Source organism: Streptomyces virginiae, from assembly GCF_000720455.1.
In the GTDB taxonomy this organism is placed as follows: domain Bacteria; phylum Actinomycetota; class Actinomycetes; order Streptomycetales; family Streptomycetaceae; genus Streptomyces; species Streptomyces virginiae.
In genome coordinates this window covers 251,081-266,684 of record NZ_JOAK01000003.1, presented here as the reverse complement: position 1 = coordinate 266,684, position 15,604 = coordinate 251,081, and the positions used below count along the sequence as shown (strand labels likewise).

Below are 15,604 nucleotides of genomic sequence, written 5' to 3'. Positions count from 1 at the left end.
GGTTCACCTCCGCGCCGTCGGCTTGCGGCGGGCCGATTTCTTGGCCGCGGTGGTCTTGGCGGCACTCTTGGACGTGGCCTGGCGGCCGGGGGGCTTCTTCGCCGTGCTCTTCTTCGCGGGAGCCTTCTTCGCGGCGGGTCGGCTTGCCGCCTTCTTGGCCGCCGCCTTCTTGGCGGGTGCCCTGGGCGCAGCACGCCCGCTCGCCGACTTCTTGGCGGTCGCCTTCTCCGGCGGGGCGGACTTCTTCGCGGAAGCGGACTTCTTCGCCGGGGCGGACTTCTTGGCGGCAGCCGACTTCTTCGCAGGAGCCGACTTCTTCGCGGGAGCCGACTTCTTCGCGGGTGCCGACTTCTTCGCGGGAGCGGACTTCTTGGCCGGCGCGGACTTCTTGGCGGGAGCCGACTTCTTCGCCGGGGCCGCCTTCCTTGCAGGAGCGGACTTCCGGGCCGGAACGGCCTTCTTCGCCGGAGCCGACTTCCTGGCCGCGCTGCTACCCGTGGGTGCGCTGCGCTGCTCCGCCCTGGTCGTACGGCCGGACGTGGAGCGGCGGCGAGCCGGACGACGGCGTGCCGCAGGCTCTTCCTCGTCCTCCCCCTCGCCCTCCCCCTCGTCCTCCTCGGGCTCCTCCTCGGGCTCCTCCTCAGGCTCCTCCTCAGGCTCCTCCTCGGGCTCTTCCTCAGGCTCCTCCTCCGGCTCCTCCTCCGGCTCTTCCTCGGGCTCCTCCTCGTCCTCCGGCGCCTGCGGCTTCCGGGCGGAAGCCGAGCGGCCGCGGGCCGACCGCCGACGCGGGGCGGGCTCCTCCTCGGGCTCCTCCTCCGCCTCTTCCTCGGGCTCCTCCTCGTCCTCGTCCTCGTACTCGTACTCCTCTTCCTCCGGCTCCTCCGGTTCCTGCTCCTCCTCGTCGCCTTCGGACTCCTGGTAGGGCTCCTCCTCGTAGGCCGCGTCCTGGTCCCCGGCCCCGTCCTGGTCCTGGTCCTCGCCCTCGCCCTCGTCCTCGTCCTCGTATGCGTCCTCGTACTCCTCCTCGTCGGCGTCTTCGTCGGCGTCTTCGTCGTCACGTCGGCCCACGGAGAGCGTCCGCTGGTGGATCGAGTCGGCGAGCTGGGACAGCTGGCGGTTGGCAGCGGCCGTCAGCGCCTTGCGGCCGGCGTCCAGCGCCTCGCCCCGGATCTGCTCGCCGAGCTCGGCGACCTGCGGCATCTCACTCAGCTTCTTCAGGCCCTGTGTCGCAAGCTCCCGCGGGTCCAGACCGAGGCGGTGGCCGGCGACGAACGTCGCCAGGCTGAGGGCCATGCGACCCTTTTTAGCCCGCCCCAGCACGTAGCCGCCGACAATGGCGGCCCCCAGGGCGATCTTGGTCGTGTCGTCCATGAGCCCTTTCCCTTCACCAGGTGCGCCCACTGGCCACTCCCTCTGCACTCCACGTGCTCCCGCTGCCGCGGATGCACGCCGGGGTGACGGGACGCGCTGATCGCTCGGTTACTAAGTGGCTGCCCCCCTGATGCCAGATATGCCTCGTATGCTGTGAAAATCTGGTTTTTGTTGTGATCTGAAGCGTTTGATCTTCGTGCCAGCGGGCAGCCCTAGGGGCAGTTCGCGAGGGGAGTGGGTCCATGGCCCCAGCAGAGCCCGCGCGCCGTCGGCGCTCACCGTCGGACGGCGATGACCGCGACGACGCACAGACGAGCAGGCCCGGCCGCAAGGCCCCGCCCCGCAAGCCGGTCACGCGCCGCGGCACCCCTGGGGCGGCCACCGCCATGCGTCTGGCGGCCCAGCAGCTGTCGGAGCTGCTCGGGCGCCCGCCCGAGTCGGTGTCGGCCCTGAAGCCCACCGAGGACGGCTGGGAGGCCCAGGTCGAGGTCTTGGAGCTGGAACGCATTCCCGACACGACCAGCGTCCTGGCCAGCTACAAGGTCACGATGGACGAAGAAGGGGAGCTCATCTCCTACGAGAGGACCCGGCGGTACAGCAGAGGAATGATCGACCGGCCGGCGTGAGGGGGCCGTCGGCCCACCGGCGAAGGGAAGCGGCCATGACCGTGATGCCGCAAGGTGCAAGCAGCGTCAGCAGAGGCGGGGGCGGCGGCACCAGCAGCCTCTACGACGTCCTGGAACTGATCCTCGACCGCGGGCTGGTCATCGACGTGTTCGTCCGTGTCTCCCTCGTCGGGATCGAGATCCTGAAGATCGACGCGCGGATCGTCGTGGCCAGTGTCGACACCTACCTGCGTTTCGCCGAGGCCTGCAACCGGCTCGACCTCGAAGCGGGCCGCAAGGCGCCCTCCCGGCTGACGGACGTCGTCGGCGACATGGTCGAGAGCGGCGCGCACGGCAAGTCCAAGGGCGCGCTCAGCGGGGCGGTGGAATCGGTGACGCAGTCCCTGACCGGCAAGTCCGGCACGTCGGAGGAGGAGCCGGAGGAGGAGCCCGAAGAGGAAGAGGCCCCGCGCCGCCGCCGGCCCGCACGCCGCCCGGTGCGCCGTGAGAAGGAGTGAGGGAGCAGGCGATGGCTCTGTACGTGTATTCGATCGTCGCGGCGGAGCACCCTTGCCGTCTGGACGGGCTGACCGGCGTCGGGGCGCAGCCCGGCGCGCTCCGCACCGTCACCACGGATCAGCTGTGCGCGGTCGTCAGTGACGTGGACGAGGAGATCCGTCCCAAGCGCCGCGACCTGACCGCCCACCAGGAGGTCCAGACGAGCCTGATGGCGGACGGCGCGGTCCTGCCCCTGCAGTTCGGGTACATCGCCCCCGACGAGCAGACGGTCCGGGAGGCCCTCCTGCAGCGCGCGGACTCCTACCTCGAATCCTTGGAGCGGGTCGAAGGCTGCGCCGAGTACAACGTCAAAGCGTCGCAGGACGAGGAGGCGCTCCTGCGCGAGATCCTCGACGAGTTCCCCGAGGCGCGGAAGCTCAACGACCGGATCCGGGGAGGCGACACCGACCCCCGGCTCCCCCTCCAGCTGGGAGAACTCGTCGCCGCGGAGGTACGCGGCCGACAGGAGACGCTCGCCGCCGGCCTCGTCCAGGCCCTGGTCGGGTTCGCCCGCGACCACGCCGTCCGCGCCCCCGTCGACGGCGACGTGCTCAACATCTCCCTCCTGGTCCACGGCGACCAGAAGGACGAGTTCCTCGACGCCGAGGCCGGCCTCGCCGACCAGGTCGAAGGCGTCGACTTCCGCTTCGGCGGACCGCTGCCGCCGTACAGCTTCGTCTAGGGCGCTCAGGAGGAGCCATGGGGCTGCTGACCGGACTGCTGACCTCGCCGCTGGCGCCCGTGCGCGCCGTGGTGTGGGTGGCGCAACGCGTCGCCGACAAGGCGACCGAGGAGTACTACGATCCCGCCCCCGTCTGGGCGGCGCTCGCCGACCTCGAGGGCCGGCTCCAGCGGGGTGAGATCGACCCCGACACCTTCGAGGTCATGGAGGACGAACTCCTCGACCGGCTCGACGAGATCACGAGATACCGGCAGCAGGGTCTGCCGTGACCTGGGAGGTCGGGGACCGTGAGTGACCCGCTCGCCAACCGGCTGGGCCCCTTGCCCTCCCGCGCGACGCCGATGTCCTATCCCCCCAGCTCTTCTTCCGCCAGCCTGGCCGACATCCTCGAACGGGTCCTGGACAAGGGCATCGTCATCGCCGGCGACATCCGCATCAACCTCCTCGACATCGAGTTGCTGACCATCAAGCTGCGGATACTGATCGCCTCGGTGGACAAGGCCAAGGAGATGGGCATCGACTGGTGGGAGTACGACCCGTCCCTCTCCTCCCGCCACAGCGGCAGCCCGCTGGCGGAGGAGAACCGCCGCCTGCGGGCCGAGGTGGAGGCGCTACGGCGCGAACGGCTGGGCACCGCGGAGCCCGGCGTGCAGGGTGCGGAGTACGAAGCGGACGACCGCGCCCGGGAAGAGGACCGCCCGTCCCGCCGCGCCCCGAAGAGGAACAGGCCCGCACCATGAACCGGGAGCCGACCCTCACCTACGTGTACGCCGTCGCCGTGCCCACGCCGGAACTTGTCCGGACCGTGGCCTCCTTGCGGGGCGTGGCCGACGCCGCGCTGTCCCTCCTGCCGCCCCTCGACGACTCCCGTCCGGCGGCGCCCGCGTTCGTCACCAGCCAGGTACCCCACGGCGATTGGCGCGAAGAGGCGCTCCGGGCGCGCTTCGAGGACCTCGGCTGGCTGGAGAGCACCGCCCGGGCCCACCACCACGTCATCCAGGCGCTCAGCGAGCGGGCCACCGTCCTGCCCCTGCGGATGGCGACCCTCTATGAGGACGAGGAGCGGGCACTGGCGGCGCTGCGCGAGCAGCGGCCCGCCTTCGCCGACCGGCTGGCCCTCCTGGCCCACCACGCCGAGTACGGCGTCAAGGTCTACGTACGCCCCGACGCCGGCGACGGCGACGGCGACGGTCCCGACGCGGCGCCCCCGGCCGCCACTCCCGCCCCCGGCAGTCCCGGCAAGGCGTACCTCCAGGCCCGCAAGAGGCAGCACCACGCCCGCGAGGACCGCTACCAGCAGGCCGCACGGGCGGCGGAGCGCATCGCCGCCGCCGCGGCCCCGCACGCGACCCACGCGGTACGGCACCCCACCCAGTCGGGCCCCCTGACCCACGGCGAAGCCGGCCCGGACGGCGAGAACGTCCTCAACGACGCGTACCTCGTTCCCGACGACCGGGCGGGAGCCTTCCGCAGGGCCGTTCAGCAGGCGGGCGAAGACCTGCCCGGCGTACGGGTCGACATCACCGGCCCCTGGGCCCCCTATTCGTTCGCCATGCCGGCCCCACGGACCACGGGCACCGACCCAGACCCAGACCCCGGCACCGGCACCGGCACCGGCACCGAGACACCCGGTGGCCCGACATGACGCTCGCCCCGCGCGACGAATCCCTGCCGGGCCGCCAGGTCGCCCTCGTGGACCTCCTCGACCGGCTGCTGGCCGGCGGCGTCGTGATCACCGGGGACGTCGTCCTGTCCATCGCGGACATCGACCTGGTACGGATCTCCCTGCGCGCCCTCGTCACCTCGGTGGCCGGCGGCCCCGACCCGTCTTCCCACATCGGCGGCGAGCGGCCGTGAACGGCGACGGCCCCGCCCGTCGGCCCCCGGCTGCGGACCTCAGCGCCGTCGGCGACACGATGGCGAACGCCTTCCGGCTCCTCCAGGCACCCCCCGTCCCGCCCGGGAGCGACCCGCCACGGCCGGCTCGCCGCCTGCACACCGACCCCGACACCGTCGGCGAGGACCTCCTCAAACTCGTCCTCACGCTCGTCGAGCTGCTGCGCCAACTCATCGAACGCCAGGCCCTGCGCCGCGTCGACGCGGGCGATCTCACCGACGAGCAGGAGGAGGAACTGGGGGCCACGCTCCTCGCCCTCCACGAGCGCATGACCGAGCTGTGCGCGGAGCACGGTTACACGCTGGAGGATCTCAATCTCGACCTGGGCCCGCTGGGACCCCTCCTTCCGCCCTGAACGAGGAAAACGGCTTCGCCCCCGCAAGGAGGGGGAAGCCGTTTCATTCCTCGGTGTCCGGCCTTCGCCTTTCGGCCTTCGCCGCCGCAGTAGCCGCCGCTATCGCGCCGCGCGACGGAACAACCGGAAGACGATCAGGAGGATGAGGGAGCCGACGATGGCGGCGATCCAGGTCGAAAGCTCGAAGAAGCCGTCGATGGAGTCGACGCCGAAGATCACCTTGCCCAGCCATCCCCCGAGCAGACCACCTACGATGCCGATCAGTATGGTGACGATGATGCCGCCCGGGTCCTTGCCGGGCATCAGCATCTTCGCGATGATGCCCGCGAGCAGACCGAGCAGGATCCAAGCAAGTATGCCCATGCTTCCTTCTCGCTTTCAGAACCTTCGAAATGCCGATCAGCGCAGCGTGTCCTTCCCTTTTTCCTTGACACTCCGCGCCTTGCCCCGGGCTTCCAGAGCCGCCCCCTTGGCGGCCAGGGTTTCCTTGCCCATGGCGTGGGCCGCCTTTCGCACAGCCTTACCAGCGACCTGTTCCATCTCGGCCTTCGCCTTCTCGCCCACACCCATGTCGTTCCCTTCACAGTCCAGCCGCTACGCATATATCCGCATATTTGATTCCAAAACAAATTCGCGCGATATTCAGGCGGACCGCCGCCGGGGCGGGCGGCGGCATAGAGTTGCGGGGTGCAGCTCTACACCATCGGCGAGGCCGCCCAACTCCTCCGCGTCAGCACCGACACCGCCCGTCGCTGGGCCGATGCCGGGCGCTTCCCGACCCGGCGGGACGGCACGAGGCGGATGGTGGAGGGCCGGGACCTGGCCGCCTTCTGCGTGGAGCTCGCCCGGGAGCCCGCCGAGGACGGCGGCGAGGTCGCGACGTCCGTCCGCAACGCACTGCCCGGGATCGTGACCGCGGTGACGATGGGAGAGGTCGCCGCCCAGGTCGAGATCCAGGCGGGCCCCCACCGGGTGGTCTCGCTGCTGACGCGCGAGGCGGTCGAGGAGCTCGGCCTCGCGGTCGGCGTGCGGGCCGTGGCCCGCGTCAAGTCCACCAGCGTCCACATCGACGTCGACTGACCTCCCGACCGCGCCGCGGCCGGGAGGTCGTGTGCTCGTGGTCGGGTGCGGGGCGGTCAGCTGCGGGTCACCCGGGTCACGGCCCGGTCCGTGTTGTTGTTCCGCCTCGGGTCCGGCGTGCGGGAGCGGACGTCGGCGGTCGCGATGACGACGGGCCGCTGCTCGGGCCGCACCGTGACGTGGAAGACCCGCAGTTGTCCGGCCCCCAGGGCCTCGATCCGCATGCTCACCCGGTGGGGGCCGCCGCGGTCGGCGGCGGGAGCCGTGCCCGTCACCTGCGCGCCGCGCGGCAGGTTGAGGGTGACCACCGCGTCCGACGCGCCGAAGGGCCCGTTGTTGGTCACCGTGACGGTGTAGGTGTACTGCTCCCCCTCCCGCACGGTGGCCGGCGCGCTCAGGCGGACCGCAAGGTCGGCCCTGGGGCTGCGGGCGCCGACCTCGATGCGTCCGACGCGGTCGCCGACGATCTCGGTGAACCACATGCCGCCGTCGGGTCCCGCGGTGATACGGGTCGGGAAGGAGTCCGCGCCGGGCAGGGGGTAGTGCGCGAACTCCCCCGTGGGCGTGATCCGGCCGATGCCGTTGCGGACCTGCTCGGTGAACCACAGGTTCCCGTCGGGCCCGGCGGCGATGCCGTCCGGGCCGCTGTCCGCGTTCGGCAGGTCGTACTCGGTGACCGCCCCGTCGGTGGTGATCTTCCCGATCCGGTTGCCGAAGAGCTCCGTGAACCACAACGCGCCGTCGGGACCGGCGGTGATGACGTCAGGTCCGCTGTCGGGGTGCGGCAGGTCGTACTCGGTGACGACCCCGTCGGTGGTGATCTTCCCGATCCGGTTGCCGAGGATCTCGGTGAACCACAGGTTGCCGTCGGGCCCGGTCACGATGCCCTCCGGGCCACTGTCCGGGCGGGGCAGGGGGTACTCGGTGATGACACCCGCAGTGGTGATCTTCCCGATCCGGTCGCCGGGGTCCTCGGTGAACCACAGGTTGCCGTCCGGACCGGTCGTGATGGCGAACGGCTGACGCCCGCCGGCGCCCGGCAGGTCGTACTCGGTGACGGCGCCGGCCGTGGTGATCCTCCCGATCCGGCCGCTGACGTCGGTGAACCACAGATGGCCGTCGGGTCCCGCGGTGATCCCGAGCGCGTCGCTGGTGTCGCCGGGCAGCCGGAACTCGGTCAGTTTCCCGGCAGGGGTGATCCGGCCGATCTTCCGTGTGCCGCTCTCGGTGAACCAGAGGTTGCCGTCCGATCCCGTGGTGATGCCGCTCGGCGCGCTGCCGGGTGTGGGAAGGGGGTACTCGGTGATCTTCCCGACCTCGGCACGTGCGGGAACGGGTACGGGGGCCGGGGCGGCGGCCGACGCGGCGGGCGGGCCGGCCAGCCCGAGGAGGAGGGCGGCGGCCAGCGGGAGGGCCCAGCGGGCGCCGTGGCGTCGGGCCGTGGCGGGCGGGGGCCCGCCCGGGGTGCGGGGGGTCATCGGCGGCAGACCTTTCGGCCGGGGTTCGGGGGCAGGCCCCGTCACGGGGCGAGACCTCGCCGACGGGTCCGGGCACTGTCGGGCGGCGCGTGAGGTCGCGACAGCGGCGCGCTCCGGCACACCGGAGGCATGCGCGCACTGCAGCGTAGGGTGTCGGGTGACGACCTGTCAGGTTGCTGTGGGCCAAGGGGCTGACACCCGAGGGAGTGCTCGTGCCGCACGCCCCGCGGCCTTCCGGGTGTGTCCGACCCTGATCCGCAGGACACCCCTCAGACCCGGTCGGGGCGCAGTTCGATGTGGTCCGGTGCCAGGTCGACGGCCACGCGGTGCTCCATGCCCAGGGCCTCCAGGAACTTCGCGGGGAGCTGGACGCGTCCCGAGCGGTCGAGGACGACGTACTCGCGTTCGCTGATCGATTCCTCGCCGTGCTCGTCGGTGACCAGGCGGCGCAGCACCTCGCTGCTGGTGCGGCCGTCGCGGATGGCGACCGTCCGGCGGACCTCGCCCGCCACCATGGGGTCGTGCGTCACGATGACCACCGTCACGCCGAGTTCCTTGTTGACCGTGCGGAAGGCCTCGAAGACGGCGGCGGCCGTCTCCGAGTCGAGTTCGCCGGTGGGTTCGTCGGCCAGCAGCACCTTGGGGTCGTTGGCCATCGCCACCGCGATCGCGACCCGCTGCTGCTGCCCGCCGGACAGTTCCGCCGGGTGCCGGTGCGCCAGGTCGCCGATCCCGAGGGCGTCCAGGATCTCCGCCACCCGGGCCGAGCGGCGCGCGCCCGCGCCGCGCCGCGAGCCGCCGCCCTTCAACTGCATCGGCAGGGCCACGTTCTGGGCGGCCGTCAGGAACGGCAGCAGGTTGCGGGCCGTCTGCTGGAAGACGAAGCCGACCGCTTCGCGCCGGTAGCGCAGCCGGTCCCGCGCCATCAGTTCCAGCAGGTCGTAGCCGGCGACCGCCGCGCTGCCCGCCGTCGGGACGTCCAGTCCCGCCAGGATGTTCAGGAGGGTGGACTTGCCGCTGCCCGAGGCACCCACGAGGGCCACCAGGTCGCCCTGCTCGACCGTCAGCTCCAGCCCCTGGAGGGCCTGCACCTCGATGCCGTCGGTGCTGAAGATCCGGACGAGGCGGTCGCAGGCGATCGCGGTGTCCGCCGCCCGGGTGCGGGGCTCCGCGGCGGCCGTCGCCCGCCGGCGCAGCTCCTCGTACGTCGGCTGGTCGCTGTTCAACGCTGGTCTCCCGCTCTCAACTCGGTGGTGATCTGCCGTCGCCCGGATGTCGCCGCCTCGACGAGCACGGCCGCGGCGACCAGGGCGGCCAGGCCCAGGGCCTGGGTCAGTACGGGGCCCGCCGTGAGCCGTACGCCGGTCGGCACGCTCGCGCCGACCAGGGTGGACAGGTCCAGCGCCGGACCCAGCAGCGCCACCGCGGCGGCCGCGACCAGGGCCCCGCCCAGCGCCGCCGCCAAGGTCTGCGGCAGGGTCTCGGCGAGGATCAGCGCGACGCCCTGCCGGCGGCGCAGGCCCATCGTGCGCAGCCGGGCCAGCAGCGCCGCGCGTTCGGGGACGCTCCGCATCAGCGTGAGCAGTACGGCCAGCAGCGCGAAGCCGGCCGCTCCGGCCACGGAGGCCCAGAAGAGGCGTTCCGCGGACCGCTGGAGGGGATCGGAGCCCAGCTCGGCGACGGCGTCGGCGCTGGTGCGCACGGGATACACCTCGTCGGCCGGCTGCGTGCCGGGAGCCGGGGCCGCGGGCGAGGGGGCCTCCGAAGCGGACGCCGCCGGGAGGGCGGAGCGGACCAGCGCGCGCAGCCGGTCGCCGTCGACGGACCCGAGGCCGAACCATCGGTTGGGCCGGTCGGCGCCGCTGATGAGGGCCGCCGCGCGGCTCACGGGCAGGACGACGGTCGCGGCGTCCCCGGCCGGAACCGCCGGAGTGCAGTCGATGACGGCGGCGCCGCGGACCCGCACCTCGCCGCCGTTGCCGGGCTGGAGCGTGAAGGTGCCCGAGCCGCCCAGCCGCGCCAGTCCGGAGCTGAACAGCGCGGGCACCGGGGCGTCCGCGGGCTCCCCGCCGGGCGTGGCGAGCAGGGCGGGGTCGAAGGGTCCGCAGCCGAGGACGCGGGACAGTTCCGCGTACGCTGCCGCCTCGACGACGATCAGGTTGACCTGGCTGGAGCGCTGGACGGTGCCCACGAGGGCGGAGTCGTGGTCGATCCACAGCGGTACGGACGTCCGTACGCCCGGCAGTTCGCCCGCGGCCTTCGCGAGGCCCTCCGGGAGCTCCGCCTTGCCGAAGGCGGAGATCGCGGCGTCGCCCCCGACGGTCAGCCGGGCGACACCGAGCCGGTTCGCTTCCACGGACTGCAGGACGGCGGCCCCGAACCCTCCGGTGGTGATGGCGAGGAGCAGGGCGACCATCGGCAGGACGGAGGGGCCCGAGCGGCCGGTGGCCCGGACGCCGGAGCCCCGCGCGGCCCGGGCCAGCCCGAGGAAGCCGACGAGTCCGGAGCGGCGGCCGGCCGCCCGGGCGAACCACCCGGTCACCACCGGCTGCACGCGGGCCAGCAGCAGCGCCCCGCACAGTGCGAGCAGCAGCGGGGACGCGACGAGCAGCGGGTCCGGGTCGCTGCCGGCCGGGGCGACCCCGCGGCGGCGGACCTCCAGTACGGCGGCGGCCGTGGCGGTGAGGACGAGCAGCTCGGCCACGGGCCGCCGCCAGCGCCCGGCCGGACGGGGCGGGGTCAGCAGCACGGCCGCCCGTACGGGGAAGGCCAGCAGCGCGAGCAGTGCGACGGTCGCGGCCGAGACGAGCGCGGGGGCGAGCCGTGGCGTGGGCAGCAGGAGTACGGCGAGCGCGGTGGCGGCCGCGGCGGCCGGGAGGACCGTGACGGCGCCTTCCCCGAGGAGCCGGCCGACGATGGCGGAGCGCGAGCCGCCGCGGGCCAGCATCAGGCGCAGTTCGGCGTCCCGACGGTCCGCTGCGAGCGCGCCGGCGAGGCAGAGGACGACGAAGGCGACCCCGCCGACCCCGGCGGGGCCGATCAGTGCGAGCGGCGCCGCCGCCTGTCTGCGGTCGTGGGCCTGCTCGAAGAGTTCGGGCAGCCACGAGGTGGTCCGTATCCGCTCGCGACGGGTGTCGAAGGAGATGGCGGCGGCGGTGGGGCCGGCCACGTAGGAGGCGATCTCCTCCTTGGTGGCGTCGAGCCGGTCGGCGCGCAGCCGGCCGACCTCCACCGGGAGGCGCCAGAAGTCCTCGGCGTTGTGGCCCCAGAGGTCCATCCGGTCGAGGTCGCCGGCCCCGATGAAGGCGTCGGCCTCCCACAGGTAGCTCTCCCCGACCGCCTTCTTGCAGGCGCGCGGGAGGCAGTCCATGTTCACCCAGAAGTCGTCGGTCTCGTCCGGGACGGAGAAGACGCCCACGACCTCCACGGACGGCGTGCCGTCGAGCAGGGGGGCGCTGCCGAGGACGGACCCGACGCGGGCGCCGATGGTTTCGGCGGCCTGCCGCGACAGGGCGACCTGGAGCGGCGGGTCGTACGCGGTGCCTCCGGCGGTCCGGGGGGCGTCGCTCGGCCAGTGCCCCTCCACCAGCTTCACGTGGTCCTGCGCCTGCTGGACGTACAGCAGGGACATCTCGGGCGGGAGGCGGTGCGGGCGGGACAGTTCCGGATTCAGCAGGGGCTGCCGCTTGGTGGTCCGCGTGCCGTGGACGACCGTGTCGACGTCGACGTGGAAGGTGTTCCCGGTACGGGCGAGGAGGCTCTCCAGCGTCCGGTCCAGGGCCTGGGCGCTCTGGCCGGACGCCGGTGCCGGCGCGGTCACCTGGAGGCTGGTGCGGGTGGACCCGCTGTGGTCCAGGAAGGACCGCAGGGCCTGGTCGGCGCCCCGGTCCTGGGCCCTGGGGAGTGCGGCGGCGAGGAGGACGGCGACGAACGCGAGCGCGGCGGCGAGCAGGGTGCCGAGCGGAGCGGCGCGCAGCCGGGTCCGGACCCACGGCGCGGGCCGCGGCCCGGACGCGGGCGCGGCGGGCGGCCGCGGGGTGGCAGCCGGCGGCGGGGTGGCGGACGGCGGCGGGGTGGTCACATGTCCTCCACGGGGCGCAGCCGGGCGGCGATGTCGCGGCCCCGGGGGCCGCTGAAGACGGCCGACAGCAGGGGTACGGCGGCGATGGCGGTGGCCGTCAGCAGGATCTGCCAGGACGACATGTCCACCTGTACGGGCGGGAACGGCCGGCCGGCCGAGGGGGTGAGCACGACCAGGGGCGCCATCAGATGGACGAGGGCGACGCCGAGCCCGGTGCCGACGGCGGTGCCGATGACGATCAGCACCCCGCCCTCGGCGGCGGCCGCCAGGGCCAGTGACCGGCGCGGTGTGCCGAGCGCGAGCAGGACGGAGAACTCCCGTCCCCGCACCCTTCGTTCGGCGGCCGTGGAGGTCGCGAAGCCGATGGCGGCCAGGACCGCGCAGGCCACGGCGAGAGCGGCCAGCGCGCTCTGCGGGCCGGCGCTCAGCGGGTCGTCCAGCAGGCGGCCGGTGATCTCCTCGCGGAGCTGGACGCGCTCGGTCCTGACGCCCGCGCGCAGTTCGGCGGCCGCGCGGGCCGGGACGGGGTCGGCGGCCGAAGTGGCGGGCAGCCACCACTCGGTGGGCGCGGGAGGCTGCCGCCCGGAGGACTCCACGAGGAAGCGGCCGAGGGCGCGCAGGTCGGCGGCGATGGCCGTGCCCCCGGCGACGGGGAGGGCGTCCACGGCGGCGGTGACCCGCATGGGGACGGTCGCTCCGTCGATCGGGACCGGGACGGTGTCTCCGACGGAGGCGCCCACGCTGCTCAGGTAGCCGGTGGTGGCGACCGCCGGGACCGCGGCGGCGGCCGGCGCGGCGGGCGCCGGGAACAGCACGGTGGTGACGCCCCGCTCGGTGCCGAACCCGCCCCAGTAGCGCAGCCGCGTGGAGCCGGCCGGGGCCGGGGAGGCTTCGGGGGCCCGCTGGATGCGCTGCTCCTGCGGGGGCGAGGGGCGCCAGCCGCCCGGGCCGGCCGGGTCGGTTGCGGGTACGGCCACCGCGGCGCCGTCCACGGTGTCGGATGCGCCGATCCGGCGCAGGGTCAGCTCGCTGCCGTCGCCCGGGGGGCCGCCGTCCCCGGCGTAGGACAGGCGTATGCCCGCCAGGGTCAGCGGCGCCGCCGCCGAACCGACCGGGGCGCCGGTCAGGGTGTCCAGGGGGAAGGCGAGGGTGGCGTCGCCGCCGGCGGGGAGGGTCACGGACTGCGTGCCGTGGACCGTCCCGAACCGGTCGCGCAGCAGCACGCTCACGGCCGCCCAGCCCGTACCGGTGGACCGCACCGTCACGTCGAGGTCGATCCGGCGGGGGGAGCCGGGCAGTGCGACACCGGGGGCCCGCTCGCCGGTGTCGGCGAGCGGGGCGAACAGTTCGCGCATGTCGCGGCCGCCGCGCAGGTCGGCGCGGAGCGGCACCTGGTCGCCCGCTCCGGCGGCGTCCAGTGCGAGGACGTCGGCGACGGCCCCGCCGGGCAGTTGCTGCTCCCGGCGGGCCACCGGGTTGAGGCGGTCGCCGCCGGGCAGTGCCCCGTAGCGTCCGCCCTGGCCCATCGCGGTCATGCTGCTCGCGGAGATCCGCAGGCCTCCGGCGGTCGCGAAGTCGGCCTGGTCGCGCTGGGACGCGGACCAGGCGGAGTCCTGGCCGAGGGCCAGGATCCCGCTGGAGACGGCGAGTACGAGGAGCAGCACGGGCCCGGTGGCCCGGCCGGGGCGTCGGGCGAGCTGCCAGCCGAACAGGGCCGGGGCCAGGCTCCGGCCGCGTGCGGCCAGCCGTCCCCCGGCGCGGGCCGCGAACGGCAGCAGGCGCAGGACGAGCAGTGTGCCTCCGCACAGGGCGAGGGCGGGGGCGGCGACGAGGACGGGGTCCACGCCGAGTCCGCCGCCGGAGCCGGTGGCGGGCGGCGGGGCGTCCGTACCCCCGTAGTGCGACAGCTGCTGGTAGCCGAGGACGGCGAGGGCCACCACGGCCAGGTCCAGGCCGGATCGGGCGGCGCCGGTCACCATCGCCTGCCGGCTGCCCACGCGGCGCAGCACGGCGGCCGAGGCGCCGCGCAGGACGGAGGGCAGGGTCGTCAGCAGGACGCAGGCCAGGGCGCAGGCGGCCGCGACGGGCCAGACCAGCCAGGTGTCCGGGATTTCCAGGTGGACCCGTTCGAGCGGTCCGAGCCGGCTGAACAGGCGCAGCAGGGGCGGGGTCAGCAGGGGTGCGAGGACGGCGGCGGGCAGGGCCAGCAGCAGGGACTCGGCCGCGCTCAGGGCGCCGAGCCGCCTGCGGGATGCGCCGCGCGCGGTGAGCAGGACGCGCTCCGGCTCCTGGCGTGCCGTCACGATGTGGGAGACGAGCAGCAGTGCGGCGGCGGCGAGGACGGTGAGCTGGAGGGCGCCCATCATCAGGGTCGAGCGGGCGACGCGCATGCCGGAGTCCAGCTCGGCGAGCACCTTCGGCAGATCGGTGGCGGCCCGCAGGGAGGTGGTGTGTTCGAGGTCGGCCGCGGCGGGGCCGGTCGCGGTGCGGACGGTTTCGGCCTCGGGCGTGCGGATGGTGCGCAGGTCCGGGGTGAGGAGGGTGAGGCGGTAGTTCTGCAGGAGGCCGCCGGTGGTGAAGGCGCTGTCGTCCACGAGCAGCGGACCGTAGGTGGCCAGGGTGCTGGACTGGACTTCGCGGCCGCCCAGCGGGTCGAGCCGCCAGTAGCCGGCGTCCGGATCGGCCGCCCGGTACACGCCGGTGACGAGCACGGTCAGCTGGGGCCCGCCGAACCGGTCGTCGAGCCGGACCGGTGCGGGCAGTGCGGACTCTGCGAGGCCGAGCCGGGCGAGCGCGGCGCGCGGCACGGCGACCTGTGTCGGCGCCGGGGCGGCGGCGCCGGGCCCGGTGGTGGGGGCGGCGACCGGCCCGGGCCACTGGCCGGCGATCAGCCGTACGTGTTCCCGGCCGAGGGCGGCGAGCAGGGTCAGGTCGGCGTCCTGGCCGGAGGCCGCGGCGCCGGGGAGTCCGTAGGAGCGGCTGCGGGCCACGCTCTCGGTGGCGACGGGAAGCCGCCCGAAGACCCGGTCCGCGAAGGCCCGGACGGACTCGTCGTCCTTGGCGCGTTCGGTGGCGGGATGGCCGCTGGTGATCACGACGCTGGTCCGGGGCTGTTCCGGGCCGGTCAGGGCGCGCCGCAGTCCCTCCTCGCCCACGCCACGGGTGAACGCCGTCAGCGCGGTCAGAGCGGTCGCGGTGATCAGTACGGTGAGCAGCACGGCGACGGCGAGCGGCCAACGCCCGCGCAGCCGGCGCACGACGAAGCCGAGCACGTGTTGAGTTCCTCCCCCATCCGGACCCTGGGTACCGGATAGCGGACGATGCTGTCAGATTCGAGCCATGTACGGAAGGGGCTTGCGTGATTGGTGCGGCAGATGCGCAAATGCGATCAGAAAGCTGCAGCGGCAGCGTGAGCGGGCCGCGAGACGTGGAGCTGGACGCTCCGCTCGGACGACCCAACGGGGGGCAGAGGCGATGACGGACCATCAGGAAACGTC

The 15,604-nt window shown here is 73.8% G+C and carries 16 protein-coding genes; 9 read left to right on the top strand and 7 right to left on the bottom strand.

The window, feature by feature from the left end; translation table 11 throughout:
- Nucleotides 1-3: 3 nt before the first annotated feature.
- Nucleotides 4-1,371, bottom strand: a complete 1,368-nt coding sequence (locus tag IG86_RS42875) for a hypothetical protein (RefSeq protein WP_030818388.1) — start codon at nt 1,369-1,371, stop codon at nt 4-6.
- Between the two features lie 242 nt (nt 1,372-1,613).
- Between IG86_RS42875 and IG86_RS0106550 the strand changes: the two genes are divergently transcribed.
- Genes IG86_RS0106550 through IG86_RS0106515 form a run of 8 tightly spaced genes read left to right on the top strand, consistent with a single transcriptional unit; the run spans nt 1,614 to nt 5,468 of the window.
- Entirely contained in the window at nt 1,614-1,997 is a 384-nt protein-coding gene (locus tag IG86_RS0106550; RefSeq protein WP_030818390.1) for a gas vesicle protein GvpO, read from the top strand.
- A 35-nt stretch (nt 1,998-2,032) separates the two neighbouring features.
- Nucleotides 2,033-2,494 (top strand): gas vesicle protein GvpJ, encoded by a 462-nt coding sequence (gene gvpJ, locus IG86_RS0106545; protein WP_030818392.1) that lies wholly within the window; start codon nt 2,033-2,035, stop codon nt 2,492-2,494.
- Nucleotides 2,495-2,505: 11 nt separating this feature from the next.
- Complete coding sequence (locus IG86_RS0106540) at nt 2,506-3,216, top strand: GvpL/GvpF family gas vesicle protein (protein WP_030818395.1); 711 nt, start codon at nt 2,506-2,508, stop codon at nt 3,214-3,216.
- A 17-nt stretch (nt 3,217-3,233) separates the two neighbouring features.
- On the top strand, nt 3,234-3,485 hold the full coding sequence (locus IG86_RS0106535; RefSeq protein WP_030818397.1) for a gas vesicle protein GvpG: 252 nt from the start codon (nt 3,234-3,236) through the stop codon (nt 3,483-3,485).
- A gap of 18 nt (nt 3,486-3,503) precedes the next feature.
- Nucleotides 3,504-3,956 carry a gas vesicle protein gene (locus IG86_RS38415; RefSeq protein WP_234316021.1) on the top strand — a complete coding sequence of 151 codons (453 nt, stop codon included), beginning with the start codon at nt 3,504-3,506 and terminating at the stop codon, nt 3,954-3,956.
- Nucleotides 3,953-4,861: a GvpL/GvpF family gas vesicle protein gene (locus IG86_RS0106525; protein ID WP_063761496.1), complete on the top strand. Its 909-nt coding sequence runs from the start codon at nt 3,953-3,955 to the stop codon at nt 4,859-4,861. Before IG86_RS38415 ends, IG86_RS0106525 begins: the two co-directional genes overlap by 4 nt.
- Entirely contained in the window at nt 4,858-5,073 is a 216-nt protein-coding gene (locus IG86_RS38410) for a gas vesicle protein (protein ID WP_037847303.1), read from the top strand. Before IG86_RS0106525 ends, IG86_RS38410 begins: the two co-directional genes overlap by 4 nt.
- The gene (locus IG86_RS0106515) at nt 5,070-5,468 is read left to right on the top strand and encodes a gas vesicle protein K (RefSeq protein ID WP_030895451.1); all 399 of its coding nucleotides are present in this window, start codon (nt 5,070-5,072) and stop codon (nt 5,466-5,468) included. The genes IG86_RS38410 and IG86_RS0106515 overlap by 4 nt, the downstream gene beginning before the upstream one ends.
- A gap of 99 nt (nt 5,469-5,567) precedes the next feature.
- Here the strand turns inward: IG86_RS0106515 and IG86_RS0106510 are convergent, their stop codons facing one another.
- A complete protein-coding gene (locus tag IG86_RS0106510; protein ID WP_030818404.1) occupies nt 5,568-5,831 on the bottom strand; it encodes a GlsB/YeaQ/YmgE family stress response membrane protein in 264 nt (87 codons plus the stop codon).
- Nucleotides 5,832-5,867: 36 nt separating this feature from the next.
- Nucleotides 5,868-6,038, bottom strand: a complete 171-nt coding sequence (locus tag IG86_RS43505; protein WP_167751136.1) for a hypothetical protein — start codon at nt 6,036-6,038, stop codon at nt 5,868-5,870.
- A 117-nt stretch (nt 6,039-6,155) separates the two neighbouring features.
- On the opposite strand from IG86_RS43505, the gene IG86_RS0106500 reads away from it, so the two are divergent.
- Nucleotides 6,156-6,548 (top strand): TOBE domain-containing protein, encoded by a 393-nt coding sequence (locus tag IG86_RS0106500; protein ID WP_030818406.1) that lies wholly within the window; start codon nt 6,156-6,158, stop codon nt 6,546-6,548.
- Nucleotides 6,549-6,604: 56 nt separating this feature from the next.
- On the opposite strand, the gene IG86_RS42870 is transcribed toward IG86_RS0106500, so the two are convergent.
- The 4 genes from IG86_RS42870 to IG86_RS0106480 all read right to left on the bottom strand — a co-directional run bounded on the left by IG86_RS42870 (nt 6,605) and on the right by IG86_RS0106480 (nt 15,379).
- Nucleotides 6,605-8,026 (bottom strand): virginiamycin B lyase family protein, encoded by a 1,422-nt coding sequence (locus IG86_RS42870; protein ID WP_063761495.1) that lies wholly within the window; start codon nt 8,024-8,026, stop codon nt 6,605-6,607.
- A gap of 269 nt (nt 8,027-8,295) precedes the next feature.
- Nucleotides 8,296-9,252, bottom strand: a complete 957-nt coding sequence (locus tag IG86_RS0106490; RefSeq protein ID WP_030895446.1) for an ABC transporter ATP-binding protein — start codon at nt 9,250-9,252, stop codon at nt 8,296-8,298.
- Nucleotides 9,249-12,107 (bottom strand): hypothetical protein, encoded by a 2,859-nt coding sequence (locus tag IG86_RS0106485; RefSeq protein ID WP_030895443.1) that lies wholly within the window; start codon nt 12,105-12,107, stop codon nt 9,249-9,251. Before IG86_RS0106485 ends, IG86_RS0106490 begins: the two co-directional genes overlap by 4 nt.
- Nucleotides 12,104-15,379, bottom strand: a complete 3,276-nt coding sequence (locus IG86_RS0106480; protein ID WP_051784999.1) for an ABC transporter permease — start codon at nt 15,377-15,379, stop codon at nt 12,104-12,106. The genes IG86_RS0106485 and IG86_RS0106480 overlap by 4 nt, the downstream gene beginning before the upstream one ends.
- Nucleotides 15,380-15,604: the final 225 nt, after the last annotated feature.